Origin of the sequence: uncultured Tissierella sp. (assembly GCF_902479755.1) — a bacterium.
Classification (GTDB): Bacteria; Bacillota; Clostridia; order Tissierellales; family Tissierellaceae; genus Tissierella; species Tissierella carlieri.
In genome coordinates, this window is sequence record NZ_CABSQO010000019.1 from 18,346 (window position 1) to 36,866 (window position 18,521).

Consider the following 18,521-nt stretch of genomic DNA (forward strand, 5'->3'; position numbering starts at 1 on the left):
AAGTATATGTAAGGAAGTGTTAATCTTTGCAAGTCCTATTTATTTAACATGAAAATTTCTCTACAAATCCTTTGGAAAACAGGTGCTGCAGATATGGATCCTGAATTAGCTTCTTCAACTAATACAGTAATTACATATCTTGGATTATCTCTAGGATAATATCCTGCGAACCAACCATGTATTGTTGGCTTACTTTTAAGTAGACCTTCTGCAGAACCGGTTTTTCCAGCTGCTCCTCCTATATCATCTAATTTTATTGCCCTTGCAGTTCCCGAGTATACTACTTCTTCTAAAAATTCTTTAGCTATATTAGATAATTTTTCTGATAATATTCTTTTATCTTCCATTTTATTATAGTCTTTTATAATTTTGCCATCCTTCGTGGTTATACCTTGTACTATAGACATATCTTTTTGAACTCCTCCATTTGTAATCGTTAAAAGCATATTAGTAATCTGCAATGGCGTAGCTTCTATCTTTCCTTGACCTATTGAAATATTTCCTATGGCTGGCCCTAGTAACTCTTTTCCTTCTGGTAAAATTCCTTCTACCTCTTCAATAAGCCCAATATTAACCTTTTCACCAAACCCTAACCTTTTGGCCATTTCAATTACCTTTTTTGCTCCTATCTTTTTCCCGATCTGTATAAAGACAGAATTACATGATTTGGCAAATCCATTCTTTAATGATATATCTCCATGAGTACTATTACAATTTATAGTTACGTTATTTATATTTTCATAACCTTTGCAATAGAATTCTTGATTTATAATATCTGGTTCTTCTTCTAATGCAGCTAACAGTACTATTATTTTAAAAATAGAACCTGGTGGGTAGGAGACCTGAACAGCTTTATTATATAAAGCCATATCTTCTCTATTAAAGTATTCCTCCATATGCTCTTGATTAAAGCTAGGTCTACTGGATAATGCTAATATTTCACCTGTCTCTACATCAGCTACCATTACAGATCCTTTTATATCATCCTCATCTAAAATATTTTCCACTAAGCTCTGAATATAATAATCAATTGTAAGTCTTACTCCCGCAGGCTCCTCAGAAGTTACAGTGCTATCTACATAATAAGAACTGCCTAGAACTAAAGATCTGTTTTTATCATATTCTATGAATAAAGATGATTTATCAGATTTATTTAAAAACTCATCATATACTTTTTCAATACCAGACTCTCCTCTATTCTCAGCTTTATTAATATATCCAATAACATGAGAAAGTAGATTTGTTTTTGAATATCTATTTATAATATCAACTATAAAAATATTGTTGGCATTTTCAATATCGATTTTCCTTGTCAGAGGAATCTGAACCAATTTATTATTTGTATCTAAAATTTTATTTATTTCTATAGTAGATAACTCGGTATTTTCTTTTACTTTTTTTAATATCTCCTTATTTTTTATAATAGCTTCCCTTGGAGCTACTAAAGTTTTTGTCACCTCTCTATTGGTTAACGGGATTAGATTTCTGTCATATATTGTCCCTCTTTTAGATCTTAAATTAATTTCTGTGCTTCTTTGTTTTAATCCTTGTAATTTAAGATCTCTATTATCATATATCTGCAGATAATATAATCTTCCTAATAAACCTGCAAAGAGTAAGATGGATATAAAGTAATAAAATTTTATTCGCGAATAGATAGTATTTCTCTTATATCTAGACATAAAAAAACCTCCCTAGATAGTGTTTCCACTTTTAGGGAGATTAAACTTAATTATTAAGTATAGAATTAATCTTTGCAACTATTATATCTATGGCTACCTTATTATAGCCTCCTTCAGGAATTATGATATCCGCATATCTTTTAGTAGGTTCAATAAATTGAAGATGAGCTGGTCTTACTGTTTCCATATATTGTAGTATAACAGAATCGAGAGTTCGTCCCCTATCCTTAATATCTCTAAGTATACGTCTAATAACTCTAACATCAGAATCAGTATCTACAAATATTTTAATATCCAATAAGTTTCTTATTTCCTCTTCAAATAATAGCAAAATTCCTTCTAATATTATTATATCTTTAGGTTCTACAGTTATAGTTTCTTCTCTTCTTGTATGTCTTTCAAAATCATATATAGGTTTTTCTATAGATTTATTATTCATTAAATCCTTTAGATGTTGTATTAACAATTCATTGTCAAATGCAAAGGGATGATCATAGTTAGTTTTTACCCTTTCCTCAAATGTTAGATTGCTTTGGTCCTTATAATAAGAGTCTTGTTCTATAACCGCAATTTTCTTTTCATGGATTGATTTAAAGATTTCTTTAGATACAGTTGATTTGCCAGAGCCTGTCCCTCCTGTTATCCCAATGAGTAATGGTCTTTTCATCTTCATTCCTCCCTCTCTTTTCTAATCATATCCATACTATTGACTGGTCTTGTCATAAGAATCTTAACAACCTGTTGTGGATGTGGGGCTACTTCTATTTCATTCCCTTCTTCATCCCACATTTTTTCGATAATCTGGGTAAAAAATTCTTTATTAGGCCCAAAGACTTCTATCTCTTCTCCTACAAACATCCTATTCCTTTGCTCTACTGTAGCAATTTTAGTTTCTTCATCGTAATTTAATATAAGTCCAACAAAATCATATCCTCTAACATAGGAAGATGTACTATACACTTGAGCCTCATTAGTAGGTTTTCCAAGATAAAATCCTGTTGTAAAATCTCTATGACTAGCTTTTTTAATTTCCTTAAGCCATTTTTCATCAAATCTATAGTTATCTGGATTTTTATAATATTTATCTATCGCCATTCGATAAGCCCTAATAACCGTTGCCACATAATAGGAGCTCTTAACTCTTCCTTCTATCTTAAAACTCTTTATACCAGATTTAATTAGCTGGGGAATAAATTCTATCATACAAAGATCTTTAGAATTCATAATAAATGTTCCTTCTTCATCTTCAAATACTGGGAAGTATTCACCAGGCCTTTTTTCTTCTACAAGATTATATTTATATCTACATGGATGAGCACAATCTCCTCTATTAGCATCTCTGCCAGTCATATAATTACTAATTAAGCATCTACCAGAATATGACATACACATTGCACCATGAACAAACGCTTCTATCTCTAAATCCTTCGGAAGTTTAGTAGACATAGATTCTATTTCTTTAAATGATAACTCACGAGCTAATACTATTCGTCTTACTCCTAAGTTATACCAGAACATCATTGTTTCGTAGTTTGTTACAGATGCCTGGGTGCTTAGATGTATTGGTAATTCTGGAACCGTTCTTCTAATTACTGAAAACATTCCTGGGTCTGATACTATAACTGCATCAGCTTTTATTTCATAAAGCTTAGTTACATATTCTTCTAGACCTTCCATATCTTCATTGTGAGGTACTATATTTAAAGTAATATATACTTTCTTTCCTCTTTCATGAGCAAATCTTATACCCTCTTCTATTTCTTCTACAGAAAAATTCTTTGATGCTTTTCTAAGTCCAAAGCTATCTCCACCTAAGTAAACAGCATCTGCTCCATACATTATAGCCATCTTTAATTTCTCCAAATCTCCAGCTGGTGCTAATAGTTCTATTTTATCCAAGATATTACTCCTCTCTATATGTTATAGCTACCCCATCTCCTATTGGTATAATACTGGATGTATAGCCTTCAATTTCATTTATATATTGTAAAAACTGTCTCAATCTTTTTACTATGGTTTTCTTTCTCCTAATAACTAAAGTATCTGTGGCAACCATGCCTTTATAAAGTACATTATCTGATACTATGATTCCTCCTGGCTCTAAAAATTTAATGCATTTATTAAAAAAGTCCATATATTGACCCTTTGCAGCATCTAGAAATATAAAATCATATTTTTCATCTAAAATAAGAAGTACTTCTTCCGCTTCCCCTTGTAGGATTTTAATCCTATCTTTATATATGGTCTTAGAGATATTTTCTTTTGCCAAATCTATCATATCGCTACGACGCTCTACGGTAGTTATATTACAATAGTTCCCCGTATATTCGGCCATCAAGAGAGCAGAGTAACCTATTGCTGTACCTACCTCCAAGATGTTTTTGGGATTCTTTAACTTTAACAAAACCTTCAAAAGCTGTGCTACTTCAGGCTGTACAATAGGAACATGATTTTCCTCTGCATATTTCTCCATAATTTTTAAATTAGTATTATTATCAGGTAATAAACTTCTTATATAATCTTCAATATATTCCTCATTTATTTGGTTCAAATTTTATCATCCCTTTTATTTCTTTGGTTTTGCTTTTAAATGTTCTTCATAGGTTTTAGTAAATGTGTGAGTACCATTACCTGTCAATACAAAAAATAAATAATCTACATCTGCTGGATTTACTGCTGCTATTAATGAAGATTCTCCTGGAGATGCTATTGGCGCTGGTGGAAGTCCTTCATGGATATAAGTGTTATATGGCGATTCTATCCTCGTATCTTCATTAGTTAGAACTTCTTTTCTCTCTCCTAAAATATACTGTACGGTAGCACAGGATTGTAGCATCATTCCCTTATGAATCCTATTATGAAATACCGCAGACATTAAAGGTCTTTCCTCATCTACCTTACCTTCTCTTTCTACTATAGATGCTAAAGTAATCGCCTCATTTAATGTTAAATTAAGCTCCTCAAGCTTTGGCTCTACATCTTTTCTATAAACCTTCTCAAATTCATCCAGCATCTTACCTATAATCTCTTCTTCTGTTGAATCAACATAGATTTCATAGGTGGATGGAAATAAAAATCCTTCAAGCCCTTGTTCATCATCTAATTCCTTTAAAAAAGTATATTTATCTTCAAAGTTTTTCTTGTCACTTACTAATTCAAGAAATCTATCCCTATCTACAATACCTTCATCTGATAACTTCTCAGCCATTTGTTTAAGTTCATACCCCTCTGGAATAGTAAATCTTACTGTATTTTGACTTTTGCCACCCTTTGTAAGGCTATCTATTATATTCTCAAGATTCATGCCAGTAGATAAATTGTACTCTCCTGCCTTTAGTTTACTGCCTACACCTTTAGCTTTCACCTGATACCTGAATATAAACTGATTTTTAATCAATCCATTCTCATATAAAATATCTGCTATTTTAATAGTTGAACTCGATGGAGGGATAATGATTTTTACATTAGAAGGGTTGTCAACTGCCATTGCTCCCAAACTTTCCTTATAATATTTTTGAGCAAAAAATGCTCCAAATATTATTGCAAATAATAATATTATTAATACAGAAAATTTCTTTGATTTAGCTTTCCTTCTATTTTTTTTCATCTTGGTCTTTTCCAATTCTTTAACAACTCCTTTTTATAGTGAATAATTAATAATGAATAACTAATAGCTAAAAGTCCCTGAATCTTTACTTACAACTATTCACTTTTAACTCTTCACTATTCATTGGTTTTTAATATTCTTTTAAATTTGTTGCTTTATCATAAACTGATAAAATGATACTACCAAAAATGGCTACTGATAGTAGTTCTCCTCCACCTATCCCAAGTACAGTAACAAGATACGGAACCTTTGTGAAGTATGATACCCAAATAGATACAATTAATCCATTTAACACTACTGGGGGAATCATTCCTGTTATCTTATTCTTCATTTTAGACGTAATATATGCTGCAACAAGTGTTACCAAAGATCCACCTAATATATCCACTAGTCCAAAGCCAGAATAAGGTGCTAATAATAAATTAGCCAATAAACATCCTACAAATATGCCAGGAACAGCTGCAGATTCCACCAATGGAAGTAAAGCTAAACCTTCTGCAACTCTAAGTTGTATAGGTCCAAATGTTAAATTAATAAATGGAACCGGCAACATCTGTATTAAAACTAAGACTATATATATTGCAGCTATTAAGCTAGCTTTAGTTAAGTATTTTGTCTTCATATTTACCTCCCTGTTTTTCACTCTTCACTGATTATAAACTACAATTTCAATATAATTGGCAATATTATAGGTACAGCAGTTGTACATATTACCCCAGTGATAAATGCAATTATTGCAGTTTCAGGATCAGTAGAAGCGGATATTACTGGAAGTGACGTATCCATAGCTGTTGCTCCAGCCGTAGACAAAGATTCTAATTTTCCAACATATTTAGCTATAATAGGTATTAATATTAAAGCTATTATTTCTCTAAATACATTAGATAAAAATGCTAAGGCACTTAATTCTACATAACCATCTGCAAGAAGCATTGTAGAACTTAATGTATACCATCCTAAACCTGCCCCTACAGCACCGGCTTCATTTATTGGCATCTTAAGTAATAAACCTGCTAACATACTTCCAATTATGCTTCCTGCTATTATTGCTACTGGTACTAATAATATCCTTAAACCCATCTTTTTTATTTTTTGGAATACATCTTTTTGTTTCCCAATATCCATGCCTACAAAAAATAATAATACCATAAGTCCAATGTCTATAATAGTTCCAATACTTGATGAGATAGTAGGCGGCAAGAAAAAGTATCCCACACCAGTCCCTAATAAAACCGCTAAAAATATTTTAAGGCTCAATCTTATCACTCTCCAGTATTATAAACCTTCTAATCATTCTTACAAATATTATGCTAAAAGAAATAGTAAAAATAGATATTATTCCAGCTTTCAATCCTATAGAAAACAAATTAGATATAACTTCATTATTTATTCCAATTGTAACTCCCATTACAAACAATAAAAAAAGTAGACAGAGATTTTGAATTGTATTTATATTAGCTTGCAATTTTTCACTAACTTTATCCTTATATCCAATTACCCCCCCTAATATTAGTATTCCCAAATATAAAATTAATCTTAATCCCATATAATATACCCCCTTTATACAGTAAACAATTCACAATGCACAATTCGCCCTTATTATTATACCAAAATCCCTGGTATAAATCTATACCAGGGATTTTATTATACTTCCATAATTATTGGCAGTATCATTGGATTTCTTTTTATTTTACCATATAAATGATTTCTTAAGGTATCTCTAATATTAGATTTTAACGTTGCCCAATCAGTTATTTTCTTTTGTTCGCAATCTTCAAGTACTGATTTTACTATGCTTCTAGCTTCTTCCATAAGATCCTCAGATTCTCTTACATATACGAAACCTCTAGAAATGATATCTGGTCCCGCTAAGATAGTTCCTTCTTTCTTACTTATGGTAACTACAATAACTATTAGACCATCTTCAGATAGATGCTTTCTATCCCTAAGAACTATATTTCCAACATCTCCAACACCTAATCCATCAACTAAAATATTTCCTGCTGATACACATCCATTTAATTCAGCAGAGTCCTTAGTAAATTCTATAACCCTTCCATTATCCAAAATGAATATATTCTCCCTTGGTAGTCCTAGAGATTCTGCTATTTCTGCATGTTTCTTTAAATGTCTATATTCGCCATGAACAGGTATAAAATATTTCGGTTTAACTAAAGTGTGTATCAATTTCAACTCTTCTTGACATGCATGACCAGAAACGTGAACATCTGCCAATGCTTCAAATATAACTTTTGTTCCATTTTCCACTAAATTATTTATCACCTTTGAAACCGTTTTTTCATTACCTGGTATTGGTGTAGCAGATATTATTACTAAATCCTCAGGTTGAATTTGTATTTTCTTGTGTTCTCCTGCTGCAATTCTAGATAATGCAGACATAGGCTCTCCTTGACTCCCAGTAGTAATAATCGTTATCTCATTGCTTGGATATTTATTCATATCATTAATATCTATTAAAGTACCTTCCTGAATGTGTAGATAACCTAATTCAAGAGCTACTCCAATAGTGTTAGTCATTGATCTACCAGATAAAACTACTTTCCTATTATTTTGCTCCGCAGCATTTATTATTTGTTGAATCCTATGAACATTAGAAGCAAAAGTTGCAACTATTATTCTATGCTTATGATTCATAAATATATCCCTAAAAGTATTTCCTACAGTCCTTTCACTCATAGTGTAGCCTGGTCTCTCTGCATTGGTACTGTCAGCCATTAGAACTAATACTCCTTTATTTCCTAACTCAGCAAAACGATTTAAATCTATGACGTCTCCATCTATTGGCGTATAGTCTATCTTAAAATCACCAGTATGAACAATAGTACCTACTGGACTATGAATTGCTAAAGCTGCACTATCTGGTATACTATGGCCCGTTTTAATAAATTCGATATCAAGAGTTCCTAATTGTATAGTTTCTCCATGTCTTACAACATTTAATTTTACATTTTCTAATTTATGCTCTTTTAGCTTGGTTTCTACCAATCCTAAAGTCAACTTAGTTCCATAAATAGGCAAGTTTAACTTTGCTAATACATATGGAAGAGCACCGATATGGTCTTCATGTCCATGAGTCAACACTATACCTCTTATTTTCTCTCTATTTTTTAATAAATAGGTTATGTCTGGAATAACTACATCAATTCCCAGCATTTCATCTTCAGGAAAAGTCATTCCACAGTCTATCAATATAATATCGTCTTTATATTCAATAACTGTAATGTTTTTTCCTACTTCCCCTAAACCCCCTAAGGGAATAATTTTAATTTTATTTGGTTTTCGCACCGAATCACTCCTCTTTTTCGTCTTATTTTTCCCATTTTTTTCAGTTTATAATCTTTTAAAATAAATATTCGCTCAAAAAATAAATCCCTATCGGGATTTATTTTTTACACTCACTACAATATCCATAGAATTTTACATTATGATCCACTATAGTAAATTGCCCCTCACTTTCGATTTCCTCTTCTAAGGCCTCTAATAGATCAAGCTTCACCTCTGTAACTTTTCCACAATTTAAACAAATCAAATGATGATGGTGATGATTTTCCGAACCTACGCTTAGCTCATATCTGCTGCATCCATCATCAAAATTTAATTTGTAAACTATGTTGAGCTTTTCAAACAACTGTAAGGTCCTATATACAGTGGCAATACCTAAATCTGGGTATTCCTTTTTCACAATATTATATACCTCATCACAGCTTAGATGCTCTTCATGGTTATCTACTATAGTTTTTAATATAGCTCTTCTTTGAGTTGTAAGTTTATATCCTTCTTTTTGAAGTTTCCCTTTAATTATATTAATATCCATTTTTTCACCCGATTATAATACTAAGTTTACAATACTACTATTTTCCATATTTGTCAACTACTGAAGATTTTCTCTTTGCATTTCTTCATAAGCTTCTATTGCATCTTCTAACTCTTCATCATCATCTATGCCAACCAAAAGCAATTCTCCCTCTTCATCTCTTTCCATTCTCAAAATATAAGTAGGACTTTCTATGTCATTTGCTGGCATTAGTGCTGCATAATCTTCATCGTCTAATCCAAAAGTAGCTAAAATAACAAATTCTTGTTCTTTGCCCAATTCATCTAATAAAACAATTCTTTCATTCATTACAATATCCTCCCTTTCCTATCTAAATATGTTTGTAAAATAAATGTAGCAGCGACCTTATCTATTACTGTTTTTCTCTTATCTCTTCTAACCTCTCCTGATATAAGCATTTTTTCAGCTGCCTGAGTCGTCAATCTCTCGTCTTCATATATAATTTCTACTTTATATTTATTTTTAAGTTTATCTGCAAATTTAATGGTTTTTTCTCCTTGAGGCCCCAATGTTCCATTCATATTCTTAGGCAGCCCTACTACTACTTTTTTAATACCATATTCATTGATAATTTCTTCTAAGGCTTTATAATCCTTTTCCTTGGATTCTCTTTTAATAGTCGTTATTCCTTGAGCCGTCATCTGTAATAAATCAGATATGGCAACACCAATTGTCTTATCTCCTACATCTAATCCCATTATTCTTTCCATTATTCACTCCTATATTAAATTACTTTTATGCAAAACTCAGGGCAGACCTTTGCGCAATATCCACATAAAACACATTTTTCATTTGGGGTAGCCACTCCATTTATTAATTCTATTCCATGCTGTTTACACCTTCTAACGCAATTGCCACAACCCAAACAGTAGTCTGCAACTATCAATTTTCTTTTTTTATTTACCAATTTATCTTTCAAATCTTCGGGCATACATCCCTTTTCTAATAAATTAATATTAGCATCTATTTCATCTCTTGATTGCATTCCAATGGCAATAGAATCTATAGCAGAAATAGATTTTACAAAATTAAAGGCATCTTCTACTTCTCTTATTAAATGTCCTCCTCCTAAAGGTTTCATAGCATAAATACCTTTTCCCATTTGATGTATTTCTTCAATTACCTTTAACATCTCTTCTACTGTTCCATCTTGTATACCAATACCATATTTATTAATTATAGGATGGATTATCTCTATTTCTTTTACTTCCCTTGCAGCTAATGCCCCTTCAATTCGATGAGTAGATAACCCTATGCTTCTAATTTTGCCCTGTTCCTTTGCCTTTAAAAAATATTCTATTGCTTCAAAATGACCTCGTACTGTATGAATACTTTCTTGCTCATGCAATAGAAATATATCAATATAATCCGTATTCAATTCCTTCAAAGCAAGTTCCAGGCTATTCTTTGCCATTTCTTCCGTATATGCATAAGTCTTTGTAGCTATGTTATAATCTTCTCTTTTTATACCCTTTAGGGCTGCTCTTATATACTCATAATTTTCATATATCTCCGCTGTATCAATGAAATTAATTCCTTTATCATAAGCATATTCTATAAGATATGCTCCTTCCTTAACAGTTAACCCTGCTTGAAAAGGAGTCATTGTAAGAGAACCAAAACAAAGTCTTGATACCTCAACATTTGTTCTTCCTAATTTAATTCTGTCCATTTTTTCACCTTATTCTACAAATTCTAGATATAGTCCTGCGGTTATTAAATTCATACATATAGCTGCAAGGATTAATCCAGAATCATTAAGTAAAAAACCTCCTATAGCTCCTGATAATCCTGCTATGGCAGCAGTTAAAATTTTATTGTTCTTTTTCTTAAAATAAAATATCGACGTATGTAAAATCATATGTAATAATAATATATATGTCCAAAAAGAGTTACCTATCAATTTAATATTCATAAGTAGTTTTCTAAATATTATTTTATTTAAATAACTTAGTCCATTGTTTTTAGTAAGTAATATTGTATTACCTAAATGTGTAGTGTTTCTATTGAATTTTATATCAATAAATCCCATAATAGAAATAAGTAATATAATTGATATTACCATAAAAAATACCCTTTTTAAATTCAGAACTTTATCTTTGTTAAAAATTTCCACAACATAAAAAACCGTAGCAACTATAAATGCCATGGTACCCCCAACATTAGCCCCATAATGAGGATGTCCTACCAATATAATTGATATTCCCAATAAAAATAAAAGTATTAGGCTCTTATCATTTCTTTTGGAAATTCCTATTGAAAATATAGTTATAGAGCCTAAAAACAACCCAACCATTTCATTACCTATTCCATAATATCTTGCCCCAATTGTAGGATCGTGGGATAACACTGAAAATTTACTAATACTGCCTCTTGAAATCAAATCTAATATTATTATAACAATAGAAATACTTACAATATTAATAATTTGATTACTACTTTTCCTAGTCACCCATAACACAATCAATGATAGTAACATTAAAGTAAAAAGAATCAATATAAAACTATAGATCCTTCTTGGTTTAAATATTGAAACTAGAATAAATATATTTGGAAAAACCAGTATCATTGCAAATAATACCTTAGTAATATCTTTTGTCTTTCCTGATAACCTTATTTTTGCAATAAGAAAAATAATCGCTGAAGATAATATAATCATAGAGAAAATTCCATAATAATATAAGGTATTATATCTTACTTTAGATGTAGTATTTATCTGTTGGCTGTATTCTATTATATCCTTAAGATTTATATCATTCTTCCTAATGGACTTAATTTGGCTACCTGACATGTTATCCATAGGTGCTTTTAAAAAACTCATAATAGTAGGCCCTATATCTATATTGGCAACTATTCCTGCTCTTTCAGTAGTTGCAGAAGTTAGTATTCCTTTTCCAATACCATTTCCCCAAGTTATTATGGGAGATAATTTATTATCATCAACATTTATATCTCCACTATTGGGACTTGTAATAATCAATAAGGATTTATCGTATTTCAATATGGTGATTAATTCTCCAATAAAACTATCTATATCTAATAAGATTCTCTCTCGGATGTTCTTAGACTCATCTTCTGATAAAAAGTCACTATATCTATATATCCTATCTAAATCACCTGTATCCCCTACAATAAGATTTGCAGAACTATTTTTTATCTCGCTTAAAAGTTTTTTATAATCAGTTTTTATTGTAAAGGGATAATCATTGTCTTCTATCGTTATATTATCTATATTGCCATAATCAACCAACCCTCTGGAGTCCATGGGAATCAATGCGGCAGTCTTTAAAGGCATATTTATCAAATCGCCATTACCATAAATCGCTGTCTTTAATCCCACACTATGGAGGTTATCTCCTATAGCACCAATATAAGGCGAAAATTTATTATTTTTATTTAACTTAATCAATCTACTAAAAGATTTATTAACTATGGAGCCATTTAGTTCTCTAGGTAGAAAATCAATACTAGCATAATTACAAGATGATTTTCTTGAAGAGTTAATTGTAAGAAAGCTTTCTGCACCAGTATATCCTGATACACCCCTAGTATTCATCAATCCGATACTGCCACCTTCAATTATTTTTTTTAGATTTTCCATGAATTCTATATCTTTTAGAGTTAGTTTATTTATGACTATTAGATATACCCTTGGATTATCTTCAATTCCGTAAGATAAATTTGGTATCAGTAATATAAGTAATAGAAAAAGCGATAAAATCCTTATTACTTTCAAGTTAATTCTCCTTATTCTACTTCCTATTCTTTAAATAAGATTTAAGAAGCTCCTCTAACAGCTCATCTCTCTCTATACGACATATAGTAGATCTGGCATTGTTGTGACTAGTAATATATGTTGGATCTCCCGATAGTATATATCCAATTATCTGATTAATCGGATCATAACCCTTCTCCTCTAAAGAGGAAAACACTGAAAATATTATTTCTTCTACAGAATCAATATTTTCTTTTGGTGGTTCAAATTTCATAGTTTCATTAAATTTATTATTCACAAAAACACCCCCTAATATACTAATATTATATCATATATTTGCAATGTATAATAACAAAAGCTTATAAAAAAATTAATATAGAATTTTTCTACCTCCTATAGATTATAAGAAATAAATATTAGCTATTAGCTAATATTTATTCCCTTTATTATATTATTTTATTTGTTTTTTTATTAAATCTGGAACAACTGAGAGAGCTTCATCTGCTTTAGTGATGTCCTTTCCACCAGCTTGAGCCATATCTGGCCTTCCACCGCCTCCACCGCCAGTTCTCATAGCTACTTCTTTTATTATGTTTCCGGCATGGATACCCTTTTCAACAATATCCTTAGTCACCATCCCCACAAAAGAAAGTTTATCTTCTTTTACACTAGCAAGTACTACAACACCTGAACCTAGACGATTTCTTATTTCATCACCTAAGTTTCTTAAACTATTCATATCTAAATTATCCACCTTATAAGTAATTAAGGATACTCCTTCTATAATTACTTTAGATGATAATATTTCATCGGCAATAGAAGATGCCATCTTTGATTTGAGGCTTTCTATTTCTCTTTCTTTCTCTTTTATTTCTTCAGCTAAAGTTTTAGCTTTTTCTAACAAATTGCTTTTGTTTGTCTTCAATATATTAGATAATTGCTCTATATTTTCTTCCATATGATTCATATACTCATATACACCTTCACCGGTTATTGCCTCTATCCTTCTAACTCCAGATGCAATGCTTGATTCAGAAAGTATCTTAAATAAGCCGATATTTCCTGTGTTTAAAACATGAGTTCCACCACATAATTCCCTAGAGTATTCACCCATTTTTAACACTCTAACTTCATCCTTATATTTATCTTCAAATAATCCTACTACTCCCATTTCTTGTGCATTCTTAAGAGAAGTCTCTATAGTAACTACCTCTAAAGCTTCCAGAATCTTAGAATTAACAATTTCTTCAATTTTCTTTAATTCTTCAGGCGTTACAGCTTCAAAATGAGTAAAGTCAAATCTTAATCTATTTGGCATAACAACTGATCCTGCTTGGTTAACATGCTCTCCTAATATATCTTTCAAAGCCCTATGAAGAAGATGAGTTGCAGAGTGATTTCTTCTAATAGAATTTCTTCTATTATCATCTACATCAGCTATTACTTTATCACCAGCTTTCGCCACTCCATCAACAATTCTTACTATATGAATTAAATGATCTCCTTTGGAATGCTTAGTATCTAGAACTATAGCTCTGAAATCAGGACTTTCAATAATTCCAGTATCTCCTACCTGCCCACCAGACTCTCCATAGAATGGTGATTCATTTAATATAATAATACCTTCTTCCTCAGCATTTAATTCCTTTACCTTTTGATTATTACTAAATAATCCTATTATTTCAGCTACAATATTAGTTTTTTCATATCCTCTGAAAATAGTATCTAAGCCTTTAAAAATATCTTGGTCACTCCCTGTAGACCAACCACTATCGCCTTCATCCCTAGCTTTTCTAGCCCTATTTCTTTGTTCTTCCATATTTATATTAAATTCTTCCTCATCTACCTTTAAGCTTTTTTCCTCAAGGATTTCTTTCGTTAAATCTAAAGGAAATCCATAAGTATCATATAATTTAAATGCTTTTTCTCCACTTAAAATAGTCTCATTACTTAATTTCATTTCATTTATATATTCTTCTAAAATGGTTATTCCTTGATGAATAGTTTCTTGGAACTTATCCTCTTCTGCCTTTATTATCTTTTTAATCTGATCTTCTCTTGTTTTTAACTCAGAATATTCTATTTGCCATGAATTAATTACAACATCAACGACTTGGCTCAAGAATGCTTCTTCTATACCTAGAAGTTTACCATGTCTTGCTGCTCTACGAATTAGTCTTCTTAATACATATCCTCTTCCTTCATTACTAGGTAACACTCCATCAGATACTAAAAAGGTCATAGCTCTACTATGATCGGTAATTACTCTTATAGAAATATCTTTTTTAGGATCATTACCATAGGTAACTTTAGCGATTTCTTCTACTTTTCTTCTGATTTCTTTAACTGCTTCAGTATCAAATATAGTTTTAGTTCCTTCCATTACACACGTGATTCTTTCAAGTCCCATGCCTGTATCTATATTTGGGTTTGGCAGTGGATGATATACTCCATTTTCATCTTTGTCAAATTGAGTAAATACCAAGTTCCAAACTTCAATAAATCTATCACATTCACATCCTGGTTTGCAATTTGGAGATCCACATCCATATTTTTCTCCCCTATCAACATATATCTCTGAACAAGGACCTGATGGTCCAACTTCCAATTCCCAGAAGTTATCTTCCTTTCCTAACCTTACGATTCTCTCACTTGGTACTCCAACCTCTTTATTCCATATTTCAAAAGCTTCATCGTCCTCTAAATATATTGTCACCCATAAATCTTCTTTATCTATTTCCATTCTTTCCGTAAGGAATTCCCAAGCCCAAGCTGTAGCCTCTTTTTTAAAATAATCTCCAAAAGAGAAGTTTCCTAACATTTCAAAAAATGTGGCATGTCTATCCGTTTTACCTACATTGTCAATATCACCTGTTCTAATACATTTCTGACATGTTGCCATTCTTTTATTAGGCGGAGTTTGCTCTCCTGTAAAATATTTCTTTAATGGTGCCATTCCCGCTCCAATTAAAAGTAATGATTTATCATTTTGAGGCACAAGTGAAAAACTAGGTGCAACTAAATGTTCCTTTTCCCCAAAAAAGTCAAAAAACTCTTTTCTTATCTCATGTAATCCAATCTTCTTCATTATATACACCTCTCCATTTAAGATTATCTTTAACTTCAAATAATTTCGAAGCTAATAAGGTTTTTATCCGTTGTATGAATTGCAAAAAATCGTCCCTAGTAGAGGGACGAGATTCTCTCTTATGATATATTTGGATTATAATTTAATATTCCCGATTTGTCAATAATTAGACTTTAAAAGTGAAGATAAACCAGAAATGCTTTCTTAATAATATGATTTTTCCAAATTTATAGCAAGTTGATATCTATAAATAAAAGTACTTGTAAAGCGGATTTTTTTATCCACTTTTACAAGCACCTTTATCAAATAAGCCTTTATATTTCATCTAATTTAAAAGGATACTTTATTTACAGATACCAGTAAATAGATTGAAATATAAATAATTATCTCTATTTCATTTTTTGATTAATACTCACTAATTTATATATCTAAAAGTTGTATTAGCTGTACTTGGACTATATCCAGTCAATGATGTTTCTATGAGGATTCCATAATTTCCTATAAGAGAATTAGCATTTGCAGTTATTGTAAACTGTACCTCCCCGCTAGCATTAGTGGTCTTAGCAGCACTCACTTTAGAATTGTCTGGAGATGTTAAAGTAAGTTTAGTTGTAGCTCCTTGCAATGGTTGACCATCTTTATTTGTTACCTTTACTGTAACATTTACAATCTCAGATCTATAATAAGAAGTTTTATCTGTCATTACACTTGTTCTTGTTTCCGTATTTGGTGCTGGATTTCCACTTATGGCTTGAACTGCTGCATAAGCGTCCACTATTCCATAACCATATTCTGTACTATTCCCTGCATATTGAGCAGTATTTCTCAATACACTTCTGATTTCTGATACAGAGGCATTTCTATTAACCGATCTCATAAGACCTGCTACTCCAGCCACATGAGGAGATGCCATAGAAGTTCCTGAATTAGTTTGATATTGATTTCCAGGAATTGTACTATATATATTCACCCCTGGTGCCATAAGCTCTAAGCCTGTCCCATAATTCGAGAAAGATGCTCTTCTTCTGTTTGAATCAACTGCACCTACTGCTATAACACTATCATATGCCGCAGGATATGATATACTTGAAGCATATTCATTTCCAGATGCTGCTACTACAACTACACCCCTTGATACAGCTGTTCTACAAGCATCATCAAAGCTTTGCAAATATCCGCCGCCGCCTAAAGACATATTTATTACATCTGCCTGTATGTTTGCTGCGTGCAATACACCTTGAACGATTCCGTAGGTTGATCCTCTTCCATCATCTCCTAAGACCTTTACCGGAATTAATGTTGCATTTTTCATTACGCCTGAAACACTGCCATAGCTTGCTATTGTTCCCGATACATGAGTTCCATGTCCTTGTCTATCCATAGTATCTGTTGAGGATCCACCTGAAAAGTTTCTGCCTAAATTTCTATCAACAAAGTCTCTTAGACTTTGATGATTATGATCTATTCCTGTATCTAATACAGCTATTTTTACTCCGCTATTCCCTGAAGTTATATTCCAAGCACTAGGAGCCTTAATCATTTCATAATGCCATCTTTGATTATTATGCATTTGAAGCCCTATTTCGTCTTCAAGTATATCTCCATCTATTTCTATAGCATAATCATCCAAAGTATATTCATCCGACGCATATACCATATAATTTGGCTCAATATATCTAACCTTTATGCCAGACTCTTCTAAAGTTTTTTCTAATTCTTTAATAGCGTCTTCTTGGCTTCTATATTCCTTTGAGTAACTTACTAAATACACATATCCCATATCTTTAACAATCTGTTCTCTAAAGTCCTCATCTAAGTCATTAAGTTTGATTTTATCATTATCAATGGAAGAGATAAGAGAATCTTTAATAATAAAATCCTTATCTTTGAATATTGAAACATGTTTAGCAATAATATCCCCAGTATTTTGCAGAGAATAATCACTTCCATTTTCAACTGATACTATTAACTCCCCTGATATTGTCTGTATCTCATCACTTCTTAATCTAAAAATATTTTCCTCCTCTGCTACAGCAGTTATACTCATAGATACAATTAATGTTAATACCATCAGTAAACTTAATATCTTTTTCATCACTAATCCCCCTTTGTTTTATCTTGCGTTTTCTCTATATCTGACTATTGATATATTATATACGTCAGGTCTTTGTTAACATAATATCCCTCCTATTCAAAAACAACCTTAAAACCTCTCAAAACTTTATAAATATACATATTAACTTATAAAAACTAATCTGTTCTTATAAATTTTGCAAGTTTTTGAAAATATCGGTTTTAAGGCTGTTATTTATTTTATTTATGTTTTAGTTATTAAGTGCCATTTGTTTCAAAATTCTGTAAATTCTGATTACAATAAAATTTCTAAATCACCTGAATGTATTTCTATTACGTCGTCCTTACCTTTTTGTGCAACAGTTTTATAGTTGTTTTTAAATGGAATAAAATTTAATAAAGATGATAGGATAATACAGATAATTAAAATTGGCATTAATCTTTTTTTCATAATTTTCCCTCTCTTTACATATTTTTTTATTACTTATATAATATATGTA

The 18,521-nt window shown here is 31.2% G+C and carries 18 protein-coding genes; all 18 read right to left on the reverse strand.

From position 1 onward, the window contains the following. Positions 1-35 precede the first annotated feature (35 nt). Entirely contained in the window at positions 36-1,682 is a 1,647-nt protein-coding gene (locus RDK80_RS11140) for a penicillin-binding protein 2 (protein WP_094900219.1), read from the reverse strand. Between the two features lie 46 nt (positions 1,683-1,728). Then, the gene (udk, locus tag RDK80_RS11145; RefSeq protein WP_094900218.1) at positions 1,729-2,349 is read right to left on the reverse strand and encodes a uridine kinase; all 621 of its coding nucleotides are present in this window, start codon (positions 2,347-2,349) and stop codon (positions 1,729-1,731) included. Between the two features lie 2 nt (positions 2,350-2,351). Continuing rightward, positions 2,352-3,581: a U32 family peptidase gene (locus RDK80_RS11150; protein ID WP_094900217.1), complete on the reverse strand. Its 1,230-nt coding sequence runs from the start codon at positions 3,579-3,581 to the stop codon at positions 2,352-2,354. A 4-nt stretch (positions 3,582-3,585) separates the two neighbouring features. Continuing rightward, positions 3,586-4,233: an O-methyltransferase gene (locus RDK80_RS11155; RefSeq protein ID WP_308524325.1), complete on the reverse strand. Its 648-nt coding sequence runs from the start codon at positions 4,231-4,233 to the stop codon at positions 3,586-3,588. Between the two features lie 15 nt (positions 4,234-4,248). After that, complete coding sequence (gene mltG / locus RDK80_RS11160; RefSeq protein WP_143598532.1) at positions 4,249-5,289, reverse strand: endolytic transglycosylase MltG; 1,041 nt, start codon at positions 5,287-5,289, stop codon at positions 4,249-4,251. 130 nt (positions 5,290-5,419) lie between these two features. Continuing rightward, entirely contained in the window at positions 5,420-5,911 is a 492-nt protein-coding gene (locus RDK80_RS11165; protein ID WP_094900215.1) for a QueT transporter family protein, read from the reverse strand. 38 nt (positions 5,912-5,949) lie between these two features. Then, positions 5,950-6,546, reverse strand: coding sequence for a lysine exporter LysO family protein (locus RDK80_RS11170; RefSeq protein WP_094900214.1), 597 nt, complete (start codon positions 6,544-6,546; stop codon positions 5,950-5,952). Continuing rightward, complete coding sequence (locus RDK80_RS11175) at positions 6,536-6,835, reverse strand: LysO family transporter (protein ID WP_216555494.1); 300 nt, start codon at positions 6,833-6,835, stop codon at positions 6,536-6,538. The genes RDK80_RS11170 and RDK80_RS11175 overlap by 11 nt, the downstream gene beginning before the upstream one ends. 98 nt (positions 6,836-6,933) lie before the next feature. Continuing rightward, on the reverse strand, positions 6,934-8,595 hold the full coding sequence (locus tag RDK80_RS11180) for a ribonuclease J (RefSeq protein ID WP_094900212.1): 1,662 nt from the start codon (positions 8,593-8,595) through the stop codon (positions 6,934-6,936). Positions 8,596-8,692: 97 nt separating this feature from the next. Continuing rightward, positions 8,693-9,124, reverse strand: a complete 432-nt coding sequence (locus RDK80_RS11185) for a Fur family transcriptional regulator (protein WP_094900211.1) — start codon at positions 9,122-9,124, stop codon at positions 8,693-8,695. Positions 9,125-9,181: 57 nt separating this feature from the next. After that, positions 9,182-9,433: a DUF1292 domain-containing protein gene (locus tag RDK80_RS11190; RefSeq protein ID WP_094900210.1), complete on the reverse strand. Its 252-nt coding sequence runs from the start codon at positions 9,431-9,433 to the stop codon at positions 9,182-9,184. Then, positions 9,433-9,855 carry a Holliday junction resolvase RuvX gene (gene ruvX, locus RDK80_RS11195; protein WP_094900209.1) on the reverse strand — a complete coding sequence of 141 codons (423 nt, stop codon included), beginning with the start codon at positions 9,853-9,855 and terminating at the stop codon, positions 9,433-9,435. The genes RDK80_RS11190 and ruvX overlap by 1 nt, the downstream gene beginning before the upstream one ends. A gap of 14 nt (positions 9,856-9,869) precedes the next feature. Next, positions 9,870-10,817 carry an aldo/keto reductase gene (locus RDK80_RS11200; protein WP_094900208.1) on the reverse strand — a complete coding sequence of 316 codons (948 nt, stop codon included), beginning with the start codon at positions 10,815-10,817 and terminating at the stop codon, positions 9,870-9,872. A gap of 9 nt (positions 10,818-10,826) precedes the next feature. After that, positions 10,827-12,881 carry a hypothetical protein gene (locus RDK80_RS11205; protein WP_308524326.1) on the reverse strand — a complete coding sequence of 685 codons (2,055 nt, stop codon included), beginning with the start codon at positions 12,879-12,881 and terminating at the stop codon, positions 10,827-10,829. 16 nt (positions 12,882-12,897) lie between these two features. Further along, positions 12,898-13,158 carry an IreB family regulatory phosphoprotein gene (locus RDK80_RS11210; RefSeq protein ID WP_094900206.1) on the reverse strand — a complete coding sequence of 87 codons (261 nt, stop codon included), beginning with the start codon at positions 13,156-13,158 and terminating at the stop codon, positions 12,898-12,900. A 153-nt stretch (positions 13,159-13,311) separates the two neighbouring features. Beyond that, a complete protein-coding gene (gene alaS / locus RDK80_RS11215) occupies positions 13,312-15,948 on the reverse strand; it encodes an alanine--tRNA ligase (protein WP_308524327.1) in 2,637 nt (878 codons plus the stop codon). A 415-nt stretch (positions 15,949-16,363) separates the two neighbouring features. Beyond that, positions 16,364-18,043, reverse strand: a complete 1,680-nt coding sequence (locus RDK80_RS11220; RefSeq protein ID WP_094900204.1) for a S8 family serine peptidase — start codon at positions 18,041-18,043, stop codon at positions 16,364-16,366. Positions 18,044-18,316: 273 nt separating this feature from the next. Further along, positions 18,317-18,472, reverse strand: coding sequence for a hypothetical protein (locus RDK80_RS11225; protein ID WP_158220043.1), 156 nt, complete (start codon positions 18,470-18,472; stop codon positions 18,317-18,319). Positions 18,473-18,521 lie beyond the last annotated feature (49 nt).